The sequence below is a fragment of the Streptomyces sp. NBC_00654 genome (assembly GCF_026341775.1).
GTDB lineage: Bacteria > Actinomycetota > Actinomycetes > Streptomycetales > Streptomycetaceae > Streptomyces.
This window is the reverse complement of record NZ_JAPEOB010000002.1, coordinates 211,646-230,174: the sequence shown is the minus strand read 5'-3', so window position 1 is coordinate 230,174 and position 18,529 is coordinate 211,646. Positions and strand designations below refer to the sequence as shown.

10 protein-coding genes and 4 pseudogenes are annotated in these 18,529 nt (G+C 67.4%); 7 read left to right on the top strand and 7 right to left on the bottom strand.

The window, feature by feature from the left end; all coding sequences use genetic code 11:
• Positions 1 to 69 precede the first annotated feature (69 nt).
• Positions 70 to 300, bottom strand: coding sequence for a hypothetical protein (locus OHA98_RS21290; protein ID WP_266928247.1), 231 nt, complete (start codon positions 298 to 300; stop codon positions 70 to 72).
• Between the two features lie 15 nt (positions 301 to 315).
• Entirely contained in the window at positions 316 to 2,553 is a 2,238-nt protein-coding gene (locus OHA98_RS21285) for an HAD hydrolase-like protein (protein ID WP_266928245.1), read from the bottom strand.
• 153 nt (positions 2,554 to 2,706) lie between these two features.
• On the opposite strand from OHA98_RS21285, the gene OHA98_RS21280 reads away from it, so the two are divergent.
• A complete protein-coding gene (locus OHA98_RS21280) occupies positions 2,707 to 3,243 on the top strand; it encodes a hypothetical protein (protein WP_266928244.1) in 537 nt (178 codons plus the stop codon).
• 310 nt (positions 3,244 to 3,553) lie between these two features.
• On the opposite strand, the pseudogene OHA98_RS21275 reads toward OHA98_RS21280, so the two are convergent.
• Positions 3,554 to 4,309, bottom strand: a pseudogene (locus OHA98_RS21275) (transposase family protein).
• Positions 4,310 to 4,489: 180 nt separating this feature from the next.
• The gene (locus OHA98_RS21270; protein ID WP_266928242.1) at positions 4,490 to 5,770 is read right to left on the bottom strand and encodes a hypothetical protein; all 1,281 of its coding nucleotides are present in this window, start codon (positions 5,768 to 5,770) and stop codon (positions 4,490 to 4,492) included.
• A gap of 569 nt (positions 5,771 to 6,339) precedes the next feature.
• Between OHA98_RS21270 and OHA98_RS21265 the strand changes: the two are divergent.
• Positions 6,340 to 7,095 (top strand): annotated as a pseudogene (locus tag OHA98_RS21265) (transposase family protein).
• On the top strand, positions 7,070 to 7,525 hold the full coding sequence (locus OHA98_RS21260) for a hypothetical protein (RefSeq protein ID WP_266931013.1): 456 nt from the start codon (positions 7,070 to 7,072) through the stop codon (positions 7,523 to 7,525). The pseudogene OHA98_RS21265 and the gene OHA98_RS21260 overlap by 26 nt, the downstream one beginning before the upstream one ends.
• Positions 7,526 to 7,542: 17 nt before the next feature.
• On the opposite strand, the gene OHA98_RS21255 is transcribed toward OHA98_RS21260, so the two are convergent.
• Entirely contained in the window at positions 7,543 to 8,394 is an 852-nt protein-coding gene (locus tag OHA98_RS21255) for an IS5 family transposase (protein WP_266928240.1), read from the bottom strand.
• A gap of 109 nt (positions 8,395 to 8,503) precedes the next feature.
• Here OHA98_RS21255 and uvrA point away from each other — a divergent pair.
• From uvrA to OHA98_RS21240, 3 genes and pseudogenes are all read left to right on the top strand, one after another.
• Positions 8,504 to 11,176 (top strand): annotated as a pseudogene (uvrA, locus tag OHA98_RS21250) (excinuclease ABC subunit UvrA); the annotation flags it as partial.
• Between the two features lie 32 nt (positions 11,177 to 11,208).
• Positions 11,209 to 12,180 (top strand): annotated as a pseudogene (locus OHA98_RS21245) (RNA polymerase sigma factor); the annotation flags it as partial.
• Positions 12,181 to 13,141: 961 nt separating this feature from the next.
• Entirely contained in the window at positions 13,142 to 13,735 is a 594-nt protein-coding gene (locus OHA98_RS21240) for a hypothetical protein (protein ID WP_266928238.1), read from the top strand.
• 290 nt (positions 13,736 to 14,025) lie between these two features.
• On the opposite strand, the gene OHA98_RS21235 is transcribed toward OHA98_RS21240, so the two are convergent.
• Positions 14,026 to 15,534, bottom strand: coding sequence for a hypothetical protein (locus tag OHA98_RS21235; RefSeq protein ID WP_266928237.1), 1,509 nt, complete (start codon positions 15,532 to 15,534; stop codon positions 14,026 to 14,028).
• A 949-nt stretch (positions 15,535 to 16,483) separates the two neighbouring features.
• Positions 16,484 to 17,164: a TetR/AcrR family transcriptional regulator gene (locus tag OHA98_RS21230; RefSeq protein WP_266928235.1), complete on the bottom strand. Its 681-nt coding sequence runs from the start codon at positions 17,162 to 17,164 to the stop codon at positions 16,484 to 16,486.
• A 152-nt stretch (positions 17,165 to 17,316) separates the two neighbouring features.
• Between OHA98_RS21230 and OHA98_RS21225 the strand changes: the two genes are divergently transcribed.
• On the top strand, positions 17,317 to 18,243 hold the full coding sequence (locus OHA98_RS21225) for an NADP-dependent oxidoreductase (RefSeq protein ID WP_266928233.1): 927 nt from the start codon (positions 17,317 to 17,319) through the stop codon (positions 18,241 to 18,243).
• The last annotated feature ends 286 nt before the right edge of the window (positions 18,244 to 18,529 follow it).

Sequence of the window (18,529 nt, the reverse complement as noted above, 5' to 3'; positions counted from 1 at the left end):
CGTTGCGGGAGGCCCCGGAGCGTTGGGTCCAGCGAGTGGCCGACCGGATGGTGATGCCGGGGAGGCGGCTCAGGACGACAGCGGGAAGCTCGGCGGCGAGATCCAAGAGAGCGGGGTTGCGGGCCGGCTTCGCCCGAATGCCGAGCTGATGCTGGTGCGGGTCATGCCGTGTCCGGCGACGGCCCGCGCATCGAACGTGCTGCCGTTGAGGGTGACGGAGAAGTCCGACAGGTCGATGGAGACGGCGGTGATCTCCGGGCTGCGCGAACACGGCGACCGGTCCGCCGTGATGGGACCCACGCCCTGACCTGCGGATCATTCCCACGTGTTGCTTTTCGGCGAGAACGACCGGGACCTGTACGTGTGCGGTGGTCGGCGGACGGTCCAGGGGGTGGCGCGGATGTCGATGGTGTCCATCCGGGCGGTGTGGGCTGCGCTGATGCCTTCGTCGGTGTTCTCGTAGGCGAGGCAGCGGGCGGGTTCCACTTCGAGGAGGGATGCCGCGGTGAGGAAGGCGTCCGGGGCCGGTTTCAGGGCGGCCACATCCTCGCGGGTGACGATGATGGTGAAGAGGTGGGCGAGTCCGGCGGCGGCGAGTCCGGCTCGGACGATGTGGCCGTCGTTGGCGGATGCCACCGCGACGGGGCCTTTCTCCGCGGCGGCGTGAGCGGCGGCGGCCACTGCGGCGACCGGACGGACCTGGTGGGTATGGGCCAGCCAGTAGCCGCGGGCAGCGCGTACGATGTCGGCGTCCGTGCAGGCCGGCACCAAGCCGTGAGCGGCCAGCAGATGACGGCGCAGCACGCCGAGGTCGGCGAGTGGAACGGTGCGCAGCCACCGCAGTGGGACGTGCGTACCGTGAGCGGTCAGTGCGGCGTGGACGGCGTGCAGGTTGACCTCGGCCGTGTCGACGAGGGTGCCGTCGAAGTCGAAGATCTGTGCTCGGTACCTGCTTGTACCTGGTGCGGGTTGAACGGTGTGTGCCGGAGCCCGGCCGGGCCTCACCGCTGCCTTCCGAGGCGGCGGCGGGCCGGTGGGAAGGGCATGGGTGAGGCCGCGCAGGATGTAGGCGGGTGCGAGGGCAGGCAGGTCCAGCGGGATGGGCCGGGGCGAGACGGTGTCCGGGGTGGAGTCGAATCCCCCGTCCGGTCGCTGGCGGGCAATGAGATAGGTGGCGGCGGCATGCAGGACGTCCGGCCGGGCGTCGGGGCCGAGGGCGGCGAGCGCGTATCCGGTGGAAATCGGGTCGCTGGGTGCCCCGTTGCCATGTCCCCACCCGCCGTCATCGTTCTGGCCGGCGCGGAGGCAGTCGCTGGCCCGGTGGACGGCGGTGCGGGCGTGGCCGGCGGTCTCGGGGTCCAGGAGGTGATGGCCGAGGGCGGCGTTCAGGCCGTGGACTGAGCGGAACAGCGCGTTGCCCTCCGACAGGCTCCAACTGCGTTCGAAGGCGCCGTCGCCCTGCTGGTTGCGGATCAGCCAGCGCGCGCCTGCGGTGATGGCGGCGGCATTGGCGTGGGGCCGGTCGCAGAGCGCGGACAACGCGCCGCCGGTCATGGCCGCCTCGGACGGGTTGGTTCGCCGGTAGACGGGCCAGCCTCCGTCGGGGTTCTGCATCCGCCGCAGGTAGGCATGACCGGCCTCCAGGCTGTTGGCGTACCGGGCGGGGGCATGCCGGTGGAGAAGTTTGAGGACGGTGTAGGCGGTGTCGGCGTCGGTCTGGGCGACGCCTTCGGTGAAAGACCACCCTCCGTCGTCGGCTTGGCGGGCGGCGAGCCAGGCGCAGGTCCGGTCCAGGAGACCCCGGTCGGCTCCCGCCTCGGACAGGGCCAGGCCGCCGACCGAGGTGACCCAGGTGTCGATGTCCCGGCTCAGGGAGAACCCGCCGTCCGCGCCCTGGGTGGCCACCAGGCGCTCGATGCCCGCGTCGACCAGGTGCCGATGGGCCGAGTAGGGGCGCAGCGCGAACAGGTACAGCAGGTGGGACAAGTGGTTGCGTTCGTGGATGTGCTCGCCGCTCAGGACGGCGGCCAGCGGCTCCAGATCGGCGGCCGCGACCTGGCCGGTGTCCCGGTGGGCGTGAAGGTGGATGAGGTGACAGGCCAGCATCTCCGGCCGCTTCCAGCTGTGCAGTTCCCCGGCGACGAACTCTTCCGGACCACGGCGGGGCAGCGTGCCCGGAGTGCCGGCGAGGTGGAGGACGGTGTCCATGAGTATCCGCTTGCGTACGGCGGTGTGGTGCACGAACCCTGCCAGAACGTCATCGTCCCCGGCTCCCGGCGCGGGAGGCCGTGACAGGGCGGCACGGGCCAGGAGCCGGTCCAGCCCACCTGCGCCGGGCCGGCTGGACGCCTTCTCAAGGAAGGCGCGCAGACGCGCGCGGGCTTGGTGGTGGCAGCCTTCGGTATCGAGCAGGCGCAGCGTGAGGGCGGATTCCAGGACACGGCTGGAACACGGGCAGTGCAGGCGGCCCTGTACGTCGACGAGTCCGGCGAGATGGGCACGCAGTCGGTGCACCGTTTCCTGTACCGGCAGGGTTCCCACTATGACGGTCACGGGTTCACCTCGGTTGATGGCGCGGGAGAATGGGGTCCGGATACTGCGGCGGCGTCGCCCGATTCCCTTCCAGCTTGGTTGTTCTTGAGGCCCCGGCTCTCCGCCGCCGCGGAAACGTGTCGGGACCGGGACCGCCGCCGCACGTGTTACCGGATGCGGAGACTTCGTCCTGGGAACGAGCGGGCGGCCGCATGGTCACAGAGCAGGCTCGCGCCGACCGTCGGATTCCGTGCCGGTGCGCGGATCGTCTCCGTCGACCTGGACGCCGAATCCCCGCACAACCTGGTCAACGCCTCCACCGGCGGCGGCAAGTCGGTGTCCCTGCGGTGCATCGCCTGCCAGATGCTCCACCACGGCTCGCTCGTGTCCGTCCTCGACATCAAGCGGATCTCCACCCGTGGGCGAACCGCCTGCCCGGCGTCAACCTACTACCGCGACATCGCCGACATGCACGACGCCCTGGTCCAGCTCGGCATGGGAGGCCGGCGCCGAACGCGTGTCGCCGACGAACTGGGCATCGGAGCCGCCCCGGACGCCATCGGCCCGCGGCTGCTGATACTCCTGGAGGAGTCCAACGCGACGATGAAGCAGCTCGCGCGGTACTGGGACAGGACCCGCGCTCTCGTGATCAATCCTGAGCCCGTCAGCCTCCAGATGCTGCCCAAAGTGCCGGACGAACGCTGCTGCTGAAAGTGAAGGAAGCCGGGCGTCCTCTCCAACGGGAACACGTCGATGGTGGTCCGCGACGACCGTGCGTATCCAATCATGACCGGTTCTTCTCGTGGACGCCGGTCCTGCCGCCGTACGTCATCGGCATGACGTACGGCGAGTACGTCCAAGAGCACGGGTTCGGCCCCGGAAACGGTGTGCACCGCCCCGCGTGTCACAGGCGGCCGGTCTACGGGGTGGGGTTTCGCTGGTGTGTGTCACTCGACCGCGTGGTGACCGGTGGTCGGGTCGGGGCGTTCTCCGGGGGGACAGTGAGCCTTTTCCATCTTGATCAGGTGGCGAGTTCGAGGGCCACGACGGCACGGACGACGGCGGTGATCCGGGTGGTGCCGCAACGGAGCTTCCGCAGGAGCCGCCAGCATTTGAGGGTGGCCGTGGCGCGTTCGCCGAGGCCGCGGACCTTGGCGTCGTCGCGGTTGTGACGGCGACGCCGGCCGCGCAGGTTCTTGCCCCGGAAACGGGGACACGGACAGCAGGGCCTGCGCCTGACATGCCTTGTCAGCCCAGCACTTGATGTCGTCGGCGGCGAGAACGGCGGGAATGCCGTGGGTCCGGTCCGGGCCGCGGTCAGATCGTGCACGGCTCCGGGCAGCGCGTCCGAGGCCCGGATCGGACGGCCGGCTGGATCCGCGAGAACCTGCACGTTCATCCCGTGGCGCTTCTTCTTCCCCGAGTGGTACGGCTGGTCGGCAGCGATCCGGTCGATCGGCAGCTCGGTGCCGTCGGATCACGTACGCCTGCCTCGACACCGTCGTCATGGCCTGCTCCAGCGTGGGCGTCCGAGTGGCAAGAAGGTCGACGGCGTCGCGCATGTACCGGTAGACGGTCTCGATCCCGACGCGGAAGCCTGCTGCAAGGGGGCGTAGATGTCGCCGCGGCGAAGGTGGGCCAGGACGAGCAGGGCCTGCCGGCCGCAGGTCAGGCGACGCCACCGGGAGCCGATGCGACGGCGGTGGCCTGCGAGGAGACCGGAGAGGTGATGCAGAGTGCGGCTGGACAGATCGATGCCGGACGGGTGGACAAGCACGCGAAAGCTCCCGGCAGACTGGTGATCTTGGTCGTGAACCCGTCCACCAGGGGCTTTCTTATGTCCGCTGCCGGGGCTGCCCGTCCAACCTCCGTCAGGCTGGAAACAGACTCTGTGCGTCATGGACGCGGCTCCCGTCCATGACTGTGGACGGGAGCCGCATGACGCGAGCCACAACCACTATTTCAACAGTTGCTCGAAATCTCTCAGTTCCGTTCCGTACCGCTCGTTCGAGGCAGCCAGAACCGCCTGCTTCAGGATGTCGGTTTTCACGTCCGAAACGATACGTGGCGATTTCACTCCCTCGGCATGTTCGTACTTCCAGACGATCACGTCGAGATAGATAGGGGATTTGAACTTCCGCCCCATGTTGAGCAGTGCTTGGGCGATGGCCGGGTAAGGCGTGTAGGAGGGGTTGGCAAGCCAGTCACGCATGGTGGACTCCGGAACGCTGAAATCCACGCCGATCTGGTCAAGTGCCTCATTCATGTTGTCGGGCACGGGGGGCGGATTGCCCGCCGGGGCGGTGACGACATGCCAGTCGTAGTCAATCTCGTAGTGGGCTCCTCCCTTCTTCACGGTGAGAGTCTGGGTGTCCCCGACCCCTCCCTGTTCTGCGACGAGCGCCGGATTCGGGACTGTGAGGGTGAGAGGGACCGGAGGAAAGATCTCGTCATTGAGGGCGGCGCTGATGGCATCTGCGAGTGCGTCGAAAGTGACGCCGGCCAACGCCCCGACCGCAGCCCCGACCACGGTCCCCACTCCAGGTATTGCGGAACCTATCGCTGCTCCGGCAGCGGTGGCCGCAGCCGCGGTAGCGGCCTTCTGGACGACTTCGCGTATCTTCCCGCCGGTTTCTGCTCGGAGTTCGTCAAAAGCCTTGCCCAGCTCTCCCTCATTCTCTTCCACGATGTAGAGCGTGACAGTGTACGTTCGCGGATAGTCGCCGGGTCGCTGCAAATCGAAGTCGATCAGTTCGTGCGGGTTGGCGGCCCAGGGGCCTCGTACCCTGTTGTCGGAGACGTCACCGATCATGGGCGCCTGGATGAGGTCGACAACCGGCTTCCTGTCCTTGCCGATGGTCACAGCCGAGGAATCCAGGCCGGATGCCGCTAGCCACACTTCATCATTGGATGTGTCGGTGGACGCCAGTTCCCGAAACCCCAGCAGCCGGAACTGGAGGCGTTTCGGTGTCTCCGCCTTGATCGGACCTTCCCGGGCGGTGGCTTCGAGGGAATTTTTCGATGCACGCCACGGCTCGCCTGCGGAACGATCTCCACCGGCCCGACAGGGCGCACCCTCGTTCCCCTCGGGCAAGGTCTTGGTGCAGTGGGAGAATGGCGCACGACTCCCTGTTTCGGCGACGGCCCCTGCCGCAGAGAATTGAAGGAGCGCGACTGACAGAACTCCCGTCAGTATGAAAACCCCACACTTACGCATCAGTGAACTGTGATGCCTCATTGGGCGCTCCTCGCCTCAGGGTAAAGCCGACGGGAAAAGGGAGCCCTGCTTTGGATTTCACGACGCTGCACGAATTAATGCGGGAAACTCATCTGCAGCTGGTTGGGTCAGCTAATCCATAATGAAAGTTCGACTCCCCAGTGCCGACCAATTTTCCGGGTCCACTACGCCCGCAGAGTCAAGCCCCCACGCTGTTTGAAAACGCCATGACGGCGAAACGTGTGATTTCGCCGAATATCCCGTTTGGCTGCTGCCATAGAGCCCGAACGCAGTCAGAGCTACCTGCAACCGACGACTGCATACCCTGCGAAATCGATGGTGGGCTTGCCATTGCGATCCTCCAAGGCTCGCCAGAGTAATGCTGCGTCGCCAATAGCAGAGTCTCGCTCCCCGACTCGGATCGCAACTCAGGACCAAGAAGCCTGAGCAGCATGACAGTTGCCGACTCAATCAGTGAGCCTTTTCCGAGCTGGTGGTGATGGCCGCGAGTTGGACGGGCATGCGCAACGACGAAGCTCCTGGTAGACGGGTTCTCGACCAAGATCACCCGTGTCTGCCAGGAGCTTCGCGTGCTTGTCTACCCGTCGGCGATTGATCTGTCCAGCCGCACCCTGCGGTTCCTGACCGAACGGCTGAAGGCCAGCCGGCAGGAGATCGGTACGCGTTAGCGGCGCCTTCCCGCGGAGCGTCAGGCTCTGCTCGTCCTGGCTCACCTGCGGTGCGGTGACACCTACGCCCAGCTGGCCGCCGGGTTCGGCGTCGGGATCGCGACTGTCTACCGCTACATACGTGAAGCCGTCGAGGCCCTGGCCACCCTCGCCCTGTCCTTGACCGAGGCGATGCGGACGATCAGGGAGAAGGCATTCGTCATCCTCGACGGCGCCCTGCTGCCGATCGACCGCATCGCCGCCGACACTCCCTATTGCTCCGGGAAACACAAGCGTCACGGCATGAACGTGCAGGTCCTCACCGACCCGTTTGGACGGCTGCTCTGGGTCCCGCCGACTCTGCCCGGCTCGACTCACGACCTGACCGCCGCACGACAGCACGGGATCATTGAAGCCCTTACCGAAGCCGGACTCAGATGCTGGGCGGACAAGGCGTACCAAGGCGCCGGCAGACCCGTCCGCGTACCGTTTCGGGGTCGGCGCCTCAAACGGTGGAAGCTCCGCCACAGCACCACCCACGCCAAGATCCGCTGCCTCGGTGAGCAGGCCATGGCCACCCTCAAGGGGTGGCGCCTCCTGCGGAAGCTCCGCTGCAGCACCAACCGCATCACCAACGTCGTGAAGGCCGTCCTTGTCCTTCACCACGCATCAGCGTGAGGTTGGAAAAGGCTCACTGAACCGTCCCTTCCCTTGCTCAAACATTCTGTGCGAGGTCAAGAGTCACCCGTGCGTTTTCTCGCTGCTTTCCCAGCCTGCTCGGGTTTTCTTTGCTCATGCGATGAGCTTCCCTGTCAAGGGCGATATTTGCCACACAGATCTGGTGCTGAATAGCGAGCCTGGCGTGTGGTGGCGCGGTGTTACGGTTGGTCTCGGCTCGTTCTCGACACCACCTGAGGTTTGCGAAGTGAGAAATCGGCTCGTCGTCAAGGGTGCCCGGCAGCACAATCTCCGTGACGTATCCGTCGAGCTGCCCCGGGATGCGCTTATCGTGTTCACTGGTGTATCGGGATCCGGAAAGTCAAGCCTGGCATTCGATACCATATTCGCCGAGGGGCAGCGGCGTTATATCGAATCCCTCTCCGCTTAGACCGACCGGCAAATGGATCACTTGAGGCGTCGGGTGGTGGGGCGGCCGTCCCAGCGGTAGCGGCTCGTCGAGCGTCGGATGAGCATGCGGAGCGTGACGAGAGTGGCGGCGAGGTAGAGGTAGAAGTCCACGACCTCGCCGCTCCTCTCGGTGCAGCGCCGGAGCTTGCCGTAGTCGTTCATCCACGAGTGGGTGCGCTCGACCACCCAGCGCTTGCCGGCTTGGATCGGGGCGGGCACTCCCTTGCGGGCGATCTCGGCCGTGAAACCCAACTCGGCTATCAGTAAACGGGACTTGGCGCTGTCGTAGCCGCGGTCGAGGTTGACGTTGACGGTCTCCGGCATCGCGCCGACCTGCGCCTGCGCCGCGTCCAGGGTGGGGCCGAGCAAGGGTGAATCGTGCCGGTTGGCCCCGTCGGAGACGATCCCGAGCGGGACACCACAGGCATCGGAGGCGACGGAGCGTTTCAGCCCCTGCTTGCCCCGGTCCACCGGTGACCGCCCGGCCTTGTCACCGCCGGACGGGGCCTTGGTGATGCAGCCGTCCACCGAGATCTCGCTCAGCCCGAGGCCGATCATGCGGTCGTAGGCCTCGAGTGCGAGGGCATGGACCTTCTCGGATATCCCCAGTTCAGCCCACTGTTTGACGCGGCGTCGGATCGTTCGGTCGGAGCATCCGGCGCCAGCGATCCGCTCGTAGCCGGAGCCGTGGACCAGCGCGAGCACGATGTACTTGAAGACGGTCCGGTCTGGAACCCGTCGCCGGTGACAACCCAGCGGATGGCTCTCGGCGTATTCGTTCCGCACGGGCAGCAGAACGGCGAATTGGTCCCACAGGGGTTCCAAAAGGCATGATGGGACCGCAGGCACGAGCCCTCCGGGTGATCACTGAGCGTCAAGAACTCCATGATCACTCAGGCTCGTGCCTGCCTTGCGTTCGGGCCCGGCTGGGCAGCCCCGCCCACCATTTGCCGGTCGCTCTTATGCGCGGCAGTTCCTCGGGCAGCTCGACACGCCCGACGTCGATGCCATTGAGGGACTGTCCCCAGCGATCGCCATTGATCAGAAGACGTCGAGTCGCAACCCGCGTTCCACGGTGGGCACCGTCACCGAGGTCTACGACCACCTGCGCCTGCTGTACGCCCGGATCGGCCACCCCCATTGCTCCGAGTGCGGCGAGCCGGTCAGCCGGCAGACACCGCAGCGCATCGTCGACCTGCTGTTGGACGAAGATGAGGGGACCCGCTTCCAGGTGCTGGCCCCGGTCGTCCGCGACCGCAAGGGCGAACATGCCGAACTCTTCCGGCAGTTGTCCGCCTATGGATTCAGCCGGGTCCGGGTTGACGGGACGGTCTTTGCGCTGACCACGCCACCCGCACTGGACAAGCGCAAGAAGCACTCGATCGACGCCGTCATCGACCGGCTGACCGTCAAGCCGGGTATCCGACAGCGGCTGACGGAATCCGTGGAAACCGCGCTGGGGCTCGGATGCGGCGTCCTCCGGGTCGAGTTCGTGGATCAGGAACTCGACTCGCCCGGCCGCGAGCTGGTGCTCTCCGAGGAGATGGCCTGCCCGCGCTCCCACGACATCGGCCTGGAGTCGCTGGAGCCCCGGCTGTTCTCCTTCAACGCGCCCTGGGGCGCCTGCCCCACCTGCAGCGGCCTCGGCTCGCGCGTGGAGGTCGACCCCGCTCTCGTCGTGCCGGACGACACCATGTCCCTGGCGGAGGGCGCCATCGCCCCCTGGGCCAACACCAGCGGCGCCGATCACTACGCCCGCCTGCTCGAAGCCCTGGGCGCAGACGCCGGCTTCAGCGTCACCACCCCCTGGCGTGAACTCTCCGTCGATTCACGTCAGATGGTGTTGCACGGGGCGGATCGGCGGCTGCACCTCACGTACCGGAACCGCTTCGGACGTGACCGCTCGCACGTGGCCCGCTTCGAAGGAGTCATACCGCACATCAAGCGCCGCTACGCCGAGGGTGCCGAGTCCGCAGCCGGTCAGAACCGGTTCGCCGGATACATGCGCGCGGAGCCGTGTGCGGCCTGCGGGGGCGCGAGGCTCGCCCCGGAGGTCCTCGCGGTCACGGTCGGCGGGCGCAGCATCGCTCAGACCGCCGCCCTTCCACTCGGTGAACTCGCCACGTTCATCGAGGCGTTGGAACTGAGCACCCGTGAACAGCTGATCTCCGAGGCCGTTCTCTCGGAGATCAGCGAGCGGCTGCGGTTCCTGCTCGATGTCGGCCTGGACTACCTCTCGCTCGACCGGCCCGCCGCGTCCCTTTCGGGCGGGGAGGCGCAGCGGATCCGGCTTGCGACCCAGATCGGCGCGGGGCTGACCGGTGTGCTGTACGTGCTGGACGAGCCGTCCATCGGGCTGCACCAGCGCGACAACCAGCGGCTCATCGAGACCCTGAAGCGGCTGCGCGACCGCGGCAACACGGTGATCGTCGTCGAGCACGACGAGGAGACGCTGCGGGGCGCCGACTGGGTGGTGGACGTCGGCCCCGGTGCAGGCGCGCACGGCGGCCGGATCGTCTGCTCGGGCACCGTACAGGAACTGGCCGTACATCCTGAGTCCGTCACCGGCGCCTACCTCTCCGGACGCCGTACGATCCCCCTGCCCACCCGGCGCAGAGAGCCGGCACAGGGCCGCGCCCTCACTGTGCACGGGGCATCCGAGCACAACCTGCGCAACGTGACGGTGTCGTTCCCGCTCGGCCTGTTCACCGTGGTCACCGGCGTCTCGGGCTCGGGCAAGTCGACCCTGGTCAATGACATTCTGCACACCGCGCTCGCCCGGCGCATCCACCGCGCACACAGGGTGCCGGGCCGGCACCGCACCATCACCGGCATCGAGTACATCGGCAAGGTGGTCCAGGTCGACCAGTCGCCGATAGGCCGCAGCCCCCGCTCCAACCCGGCGACGTACACGGGCGTCTTCGACCACCTGCGCAAGCTGTTCGCCCGGACCCCGGAGGCGAAAGTGCGCGGCTACCAGGCCGGCCGGTTCTCCTTCAACGTCAAAGGCGGCCGCTGCGAACACTGCTACGGCGACGGCACCATCAAGGTCGAGATGAACTTCCTTCCGGACGTCTACGTCCCGTGCGAGGTGTGCCAGGGCGCCCAGTACAACCAGGAGACCCTCGACGTGCATTACAGGGGGAGGTCCATCGCGGACGTGCTCGCCATGACCGTGGCGGAGAGCCTGGACTTCTTCGGCGGGCATCAGATCATCTCCCGGCATCTGCGGGCCCTGGACGACGTCGGGCTCGGATATGTGAAGCTCGGCCAGGCAGCCACCACCCTGTCCGGCGGTGAGGCGCAGCGCGTCAAGCTCGCCGCCGAGCTCCAGCGCCGCACTCGTGGGCGCACCCTCTACGTGCTGGACGAACCCACCACCGGCCTCCACATCGCCGATGTCGACCGTCTGCTGGCGGCGCTTCAACGACTGGTCGACGGCGGCAACACGGTCGTCGTCATCGAGCACAACCTCGACGTGATCAAGTCAGCCGATCACCTGATCGACATGGGGCCGGACGGCGGACACCGGGGCGGCGAGGTCATCGCCGAAGGCACCCCGGAACAGGTCGCGGCCAACGCCCGGTCCCACACCGGACGGTATCTGAACGCCCTGCTGGAGCCCATGTGAACGCCACAGACACACAGCGCCCGGAGGAAATCCTGCTCCCGGAGTACGACGAGACCGACGCCCCCGCCCCCAGGCTCCCCTCGGGAGACAGTACGGTCGATCAGGTCAGGGACTACCTGCGGCTCATCGCCAAGGTCCCACTGCTGACCGCCGAGCAGGAGGTGGAACTGAGCAAGCGCATCGAAGCCGGTCTGTATGCCGAACATCTCCTCGCCGAAGGACCGGGCCCGGACACGCACGTGCGCCGGGAACTGGCCCTCCTCGCTGAGGACGGCCGCCGCGCGAAGAACCATTTCACCGAGGCCAACCTCCGCCTGGTGGTCGCCGTCACCAAGCGCTACACCGGGCGCGGACTGCAGTTCCTGGACCTGATCCAGGAAGGCAACACCGGGCTGATCAGAGCCGTGGAGAAGTTCGACTACGCCAAGGGCTTCAAGTTCTCCACGTATGCGACCTGGTGGATCAAACAGGCGGTCACCCGGGCCCTGGCCGACCAGAGCCGCACCATCCGCATACCGGTGCACACAGTGGAGATCATCAACCGCGTGGCACGGATCCGCCGTGAGCTGATCAGCAAATCCGGCGACGAGCCCGCCCCGGAGGAACTGGCCGAGAAGGCGGACGTCCCGGTGGAACGGCTGGCCGAACTCAACGCCTACAACAAGGAACCCGTCTCGTTGGAGACGACTCTGTCCGACGACGGGAACACCGAGTTCGGCGACCTCATCATGGACAGCGACTCGCCCTCCGCCTGGGACGTGGTCGCCTTCGGCCTGCTCCGGCAAGCCATCCAGACCATCCTGGCGGAGATGACCCCGCGCGAAGCCGGCATCATCTCCCTGCGGTACGGGCTCTTGGGAGGCAGCCCCAGGACTCTGGAGGAGATCGGCAAGGTCTACGGCGTGACACGCGAACGCATACGCCAGGTCGAGGCCAAGACGATGAGCAAGCTGCGCCACCCCTCACGCTCACACATGCTGCAGGACTACCTCAATGACGACTAGGGCGTGTGCCGAAAGTAGCGCCGTCCGCCCGAAGGGCGGGGCTCACGGCGTCCGGTGCGTGCGATCGCAAGGCGGAGGAGTGTCCTCGTACTGGACGTACGAGAACACTCCGACAACGCGGACAACGCGGACAACGCGGACAGCGCGGCGAGCGTGCGTGCCGGGCGTCGCGAGCCAGGCGGGACTTGCGACACACGCCCTAGCAGAAGTCGGCTGGCCGGCCTCACTGCTACCGAGTAGTGCTTGGTCAGGTTGGTGTCGCCATGGGTACGTTGCGGTGGCAGGTGGGGCAGACGCCGGTCCGGACTGCGAGGAGTAGCCGCATCTCGCGGACGACCTGCTAGAGGCTCGGGCCGACGCCGCTTCTTTCGGGTTCCGCCGGCGGAGCTGGCGTGCTGAGCCGCGCGACGTCGTTCCGAGCGGAGAGGCGGAGCCATGCGCACCTCGTCCCGATGCTGCGGGCCACGGGGACGTACGGCCCCGAACGGCGGCGGCCGCGGACCTGCGTGCGCTGTGCGAGACGCTCGTCGGCCACACCCCCGCCGCAGCCGTGGCGGCCTTCGTCACCGACCAGGTGCCGAGCCGCGCAGCGCGCTGGTTCTGGCCTGTGTCCTGCAGTTGACCGAGACCGGTGACGGGGCCCGCTTCTGGTGGCAGTACGCCGCCGGCGCCGGGCAGCCGGCCGCCGCGTACGGCACGGACAGACCGCTCACCTCGGTTGAGAGGGACCGCGAAGCGCTGAACCCATCCACGCGGTGCGAGATCCGGACCGGCGCCGCGCTGATGACCGAGCTCGGCGGTTCTGCCCCGGCGGGAAGGGCGGTGCCGGACCCCCGGCGAGCGGACGGTTGCGCTCTGGCGGTATCGTGCGCGCCTGAGCTGTGAGTCGGCTGTGGGGGCAACGCCGCCCGGCCCGGCTCAACCAGAACACTTCAAACGGGGAGAGCGAAGAGATATGCGCATGTGGACTCGTGCTGTACCGGCGGCGGTGGGCGCCTTGGCGCTGGTTGCGGTGCTGGCCGGTTGCAACGACTCGGATTCAGGGAAGGGCCGGCGCGGCTCCGGCTCCGCCGGTTCCTCCTCCTCGGACGGCAAGACCTACCGCCTGGGCGAGGCGAGCCCGCCGCAGGAAAGCACCATGAAGGAGTCGAAGGACAGCAAGTTCACGGTGACGCCCACGAAGGTGCAGACCGGAACGACGGCCGACATGGACAACTCCGGGCTGGACAAGGCCAAGGACAAGGCCCCCAAGATTCCCGTGTACGTGTGGTCCACCCTCACCCACAAGAGCGGCAAGGCCATGGAAGTCGGCGACATGGACAACGACCTGGTCGTCAAGACGGACAAGGGCGAGCGCACCAAGGCCCTCATCGTCTTCATGGGTGATGCCAAGTGGCCGAACTGCCCGGAGCCCGACACCCTGAAGAAGCTGAGCGCGGGACAGTCCGAGAAGATCTGCACCGCCTTCCTCATTCCCGAGGGCCAGAAGGCCGCCGCGGTCCAACTGAGCCAGGGCTTCTCCAGCGCACCGCTGGAGTGGCCGGTCAAGAACTGAACCCTGGCCGACGCCTTGCCGAGCCCGGTGGCCAGGGCCTCGCCGCTTGACGGAGTGCGCGCACTCAGGACGGAGGGGTGCGCGCACTCCGTCGCACCATGCCGCACTCCGCCAACTGGGCACTTGCATGGACGTGGCCCGGGAGCGACCAGCGCGCGAGGTCGTCTCGGCGAATCCGGGTGTCCATCCGGTCCGGGTCCGGGTGCGGATCTGATCAGCGAGGTCGCGACCCTGATCGGGGGTGGGCGGTGCCGGCCGCCCCGATCGCCGGGCCGCGAAGCGACGTCCTGCTAATCCCTGACCTTGAGGAAGCGCATCCGGGTTGCGCCATTGCTGTCGGTGCCGCCGGCCTCGGCGTTGGAGATCTTGCCGCCGGTGAGGACGAACATCAGGTGCAGGCGGACCGTCCGGGGGCCGGAGGCGACCGTGTACTCGGTCATGATGTGTGTGGTTCCGCCTTGCTGCTCCTGCATCGCTGCGTTGATCGCCGCGATCTGGGTGAAGCTCGTCAGGAGGGTGTCCGTGGTCTCGTCCCTGAGCCAGCCGATGATGTAGCCGCTGCCGCCGGTGGCGGAACCGAGCGCGTACCGTACATCGCTGTCGATGTGGTACACCCCGGCTTCCGGGAGCACGATGTCGGACTCGGGGATCGGCACGTCGGTACCGGTCCGGGCCAGGAGGTTGGCGTGCTGCCGCTCGGCGTTGAGGAACGCGCTCACCGGCGTGAGGCGGGCGCCGATCTCCCACCTTTCGGGGCAGCCGGGCGTGCCGGTGACGTCGATGTCCACCGACCGTTCGATGCTGCTGTTGCTGCCAGGAGCGATACCCGTCAGGCCGATCCGCGGCACGAGCAGTCCACCGGTCGTGTTCCGTGCGGCATTGCACGGGGACGGGTCCAGAGCCGGTGTGTCGGGCGCGTACAGACACCCGTCGCTGCCCCGGGTGATGGCGTTGCCCCGGTCGGTGGAGATGCACGGAGGGCGGGCGGTGGCGCATCCATCCCGGCAGGAGGCGACCGGGATGACCGGCGGGACCGCGGCGTAGGGAGTCGAGCCGTCGAGGGTGTCGGTCGTGCAGGTGACCGTGCCGTCGCAGTTGCGGCAGGTCGTACGGAGGAACGGCCTGCCGCAGCCCGGGGCGGACGCCTGGACGATGAGGACGAAGCTGTCGACGGTCCACTGCTTGGGGCCGACTCGGCAGGTGTCGTCGTTGCCTGTTTCCAGGTTGAGCTCGATGACGATCTTCCCCGCGAGAACGTCCGCGAGGGACACGACGGTCGGTGCGATGACGCCGTTGTCGTCACCACCCGCCGGCAGATCGGGTGGGCCCAGGAGATCGGTGCGGATCGGGGTCGTGCCGTTCCACAGGGCGAAGCGGCCGTAGAGCCGGCAGGCCGTGTTCCTGCCGTCGTTGTGGACATGGACCGAGGCGCTGATCGTGACGCTGGTGGGGTTGCCCCGCAGTGACGTGGGGTCGATGTGCACGACGCCGGCGAGCCAGGTGTGCTGGCCGTTGTGCGTCCCGTCGTCGGCCGGGAACGTGCCCGTGCCGCTGTTCAGGATGGTCTGGGCGACGACAGGGTCCAGTGCGGCATGGGTGTTGGCGATGGTGTAGTACGGCGTCGGGTCGGTGCTGCTCGCGGTCGCTGCGACCCGGTACGGCGCGGAGTCGCGCAGTGGGATCGTCTCGCAGTGCTCGCACGGCTTGGAGCCGGGACAAGTAACGGGGGGACAGGCCGGCTTGGAGGGCTGACAGCCGCCGATGGCGATGGGGGACTGCCCGCAGCCGCATCCACTCATGGGTCAACTCCTGTTGTGAGGTGGAGTGGTGGCAGTGGCGGTGCGTGCCATGACACTTTGGCTCGGTTGGTGCACGAGGGGGTGGCGCGCCGACTCGTCGGCCCAAGCGGATGAAAGTCGAGCTGGGGCAGGCGCGTTGAGGGATGCCGGCGGACCTGAAGTCGGCCGCGCAACCGGGGAGCGGAAGAAGTGCGTCTGGCGGACCGCTCGCCGGGCCGTGGCTGACATGACGTCGATCGTCATCCAGCTACGTTTTCCCGCAGCCGGTCATTTCCTTGGGGTGGGAAACAGAAGCGGCCGTACCGGTCCCTCTTCGCGATTCTGCTACTGGTACTGGGCAAACCGCGTTGGGTGCTCGGACATAGGTCCTGAAGTTCAGTCACTTGTCTTCTTCGTTGCCATCCCTAATGTACTATCCCGTGATCTGTCGGGCAGTACCCCGTTAGGGTGGCGTCACCGTCTGCGCGTTTCTGGCCGTCGGCCACAGCCGGCGTGCGATCCAACGACAGCTCGGCATGACGTACCGCACCGTCCAACGGCCGGCCGGCGCGGCAACGCTGGAAGACCCCTTCCAGGGGCAGTGGCAGAACTGATGATCTGCCGGTTCAGCGAAGGGTCGTGATCCGGTGTTGCGCCCACTCCACCCCGAACTCCGCGAGCACCTCACACTGCTCCTGGGTGAGCCGGTCGTGGCGGTTTTTGGTGTTTCTGATGAATGCACCGAGCTTCACCACGTGCTTCTGGCCGTCGATGGCGACGGGTTCTTCATGTTTCCTTGGATGGGCCGTTTGGCTTCGTTGGCTTCTAGATACAGCGTTTGGCGACGGTCTTCGGAGGCGGTTGGCGATCATGAGGCTGCGAAATGTCGGGCAGAAATGACGGCGGTGCGGTGGTGGGGTCTGAGAAACATTCACGTCAGGGGCGCGTGCCCCCGGGTGGACGCCGGTGGTCACCCCGTTCGATGAGGTGGCTTGTAGAGGTCGTCAAGGCGGAGTGGCGCGGGCTGGGGCAGGGGTGTGCCGTCCGTCGGCAGGCAGGACTGGAGGAAGTAGGCGAGCAGGCGGCGGGATGCGGCCATGGAGGCCGCCGGGGACTCTCGCACGACGCCGTTGTTGGCCAGGAGCAGGAGGGTGATGTCGCTGGGGTCGAAGTCCTTGCGCAGCTGTCCGGTGTCCTTCGCACGCTGTACCAGCTGGGCGAGGGATGCCTCGGCGCGGGCACGCTCGCGATGGACGTCGGGCACGTCGGGAAATTGGGAGAGGAACGCGGCGCTGAACCCGCGGTCCTGGGCCTGCATCGTGCACACCTTGGTAAGGACGTCGCGAAGTCCGTGCCAGGGATCGTCGTCCTGAAGGGCCTCGTCGAGGGCTGCGACGCACTGGCTGAGTTGTTCGGAGAACGCGGCGGCGATCAGCGCGCCGCGTGTCGGGAAGTGCCGGTAGAGGGTGGCGGCACCCACGCCCGCTCTGCGGGCGATTGCGCTGGAAGATACGTCGGTGCCGTTGAGGGCGTACGCCTCACGGGCGGCCTGGAGGAGCCGGGCGCGGTTGTGCCGGGCGTCGGCTCTCTGCCCCGGGGCGGGGGTGCCGGAGGCGGAGGGGGGCGGGTTCCGAGACAGTTGGGCAGGCATGTCTCCCACTTAGTCACAAACGGAAGGGGTCGACCGTTTAGCGGGTTAGCGTGATCTGGTGCCGCGGTGCCCCGCGGTCGGCTCGCCGCCGCAGAGGTGAGTGGCTGCGAGTTCTCCTGCTGAACGACGTGCCATGTGTACGGAGGTTGCCCATGTTTGCTGTGCAGTACCACCGCTATGGCGGTTCGGAGACCCTTTGTGTCGAGGAGGTCGAAGAGCCGCACGCCGGGCGGGGTCAGGTCCGTATCGCGGTGCGTGCCACCGGCGTCACCCCTGCTGACTGGTACTTGCGCTCGGGGATGCTGCGGGACATCGTCACCATGGACTTCCCCCACATCCCCGGCATGGATGCCGCGGGAATCGTCGACGAGGTGGGAGAGGGGGTGACCGGCACCGCCGTGGGAGATGCGGTCTTCGGCCTCGTCCCCTTCGTGGATCAGGGAGGCGCCGCGGCCCAGTACGCCGTGCTGGAGGCGTGGGCGTCCAAGCCTCGGTCATGGTCTTTCGAAGAAGCGGGTGGCGCCGCGGGCAATATCGACACAGCCACACGTGTACTGGACGCACTGGAAGCCGCCGAAGGCATGACCTTGTTGATCGATGGTGCCGCCGGAGGCGTCGGCACCATAGCTGCGCAACTCGCCCAGGCCCGCGGCCTCACCGTGATCGGCACCGCGAGCGAAGGCAACCACGGCTTCCTCGACCGGCTCGGTGTCGTACCGGTCACCTACGGGGCGGGGCTGGCCGATCGCCTTGCCCCACTGGCTCCGCTCGGTGTCGATGTGGTTCTGGACGCGGCGGGTAAGGGCTCTCTTGCCGAACTGGTGGCCATCGTCGGCGACCCGCACCATGTGGTGACCATCGCGGACTTCGACGCCGGCCGGCACGGAGTGCGGTTCTCCCGCTCCGAAGCCGGAGAGTCGCCGGGCTGGGCAGGACTACCGCTGGCGGCCGACCTCGCCGACCACGGCCGCCTCACCGTCCCGCTGCACGCCGTGTTCCCGCTGAAGGAGGCCGCCACAGCTCATGACGTCAGCGCTACCGGCCACGCGCGCGGCAAGATCGTCATCACCGTGCCCTGACACGCGGACGCTTCGGCCCGCGACCAGCGGCCCGCAGCGGGGCGGCCACGGCCACGGTGGCCACAGCCGCCGTTCCATCGGCCGCCGGCTCCGCATGACGCACCGCACCGTCAAAAGCCTTGCCGATGCCACCAGACCACAAGACCTCTTCATCGGTCAGTACCAGTTCAACCGAGCCTCCGTGCTGGACGAGTACAAGCCCACCTCGACCAACTCACAGTCGTAGTACGTGTCCTCCGCCCCGTCGTAGGCGCTGCCTGGCTGCGCGCCGGTCTTCTGCCGGACG

What these genes read in the sequence shown, in the direction of transcription:
- OHA98_RS21280 (WP_266928244.1), top strand. Translation starts at nt 2,707, where the DNA reads ATGCGGAGACTTCGTCCTGGGAACGAGCGGGCGGCCGCATGGTCACAG.
- OHA98_RS21270 (WP_266928242.1), bottom strand. Translation starts at nt 5,770, where the DNA reads ATGAGGCATCACAGTTCACTGATGCGTAAGTGTGGGGTTTTCATACTG.
- OHA98_RS21240 (WP_266928238.1), top strand. Translation starts at nt 13,142, where the DNA reads ATGTGGACTCGTGCTGTACCGGCGGCGGTGGGCGCCTTGGCGCTGGTT.
- OHA98_RS21235 (WP_266928237.1), bottom strand. Translation starts at nt 15,534, where the DNA reads ATGAGTGGATGCGGCTGCGGGCAGTCCCCCATCGCCATCGGCGGCTGT.
- OHA98_RS21230 (WP_266928235.1), bottom strand. Translation starts at nt 17,164, where the DNA reads ATGCCTGCCCAACTGTCTCGGAACCCGCCCCCCTCCGCCTCCGGCACC.
- OHA98_RS21225 (WP_266928233.1), top strand. Translation starts at nt 17,317, where the DNA reads ATGTTTGCTGTGCAGTACCACCGCTATGGCGGTTCGGAGACCCTTTGT.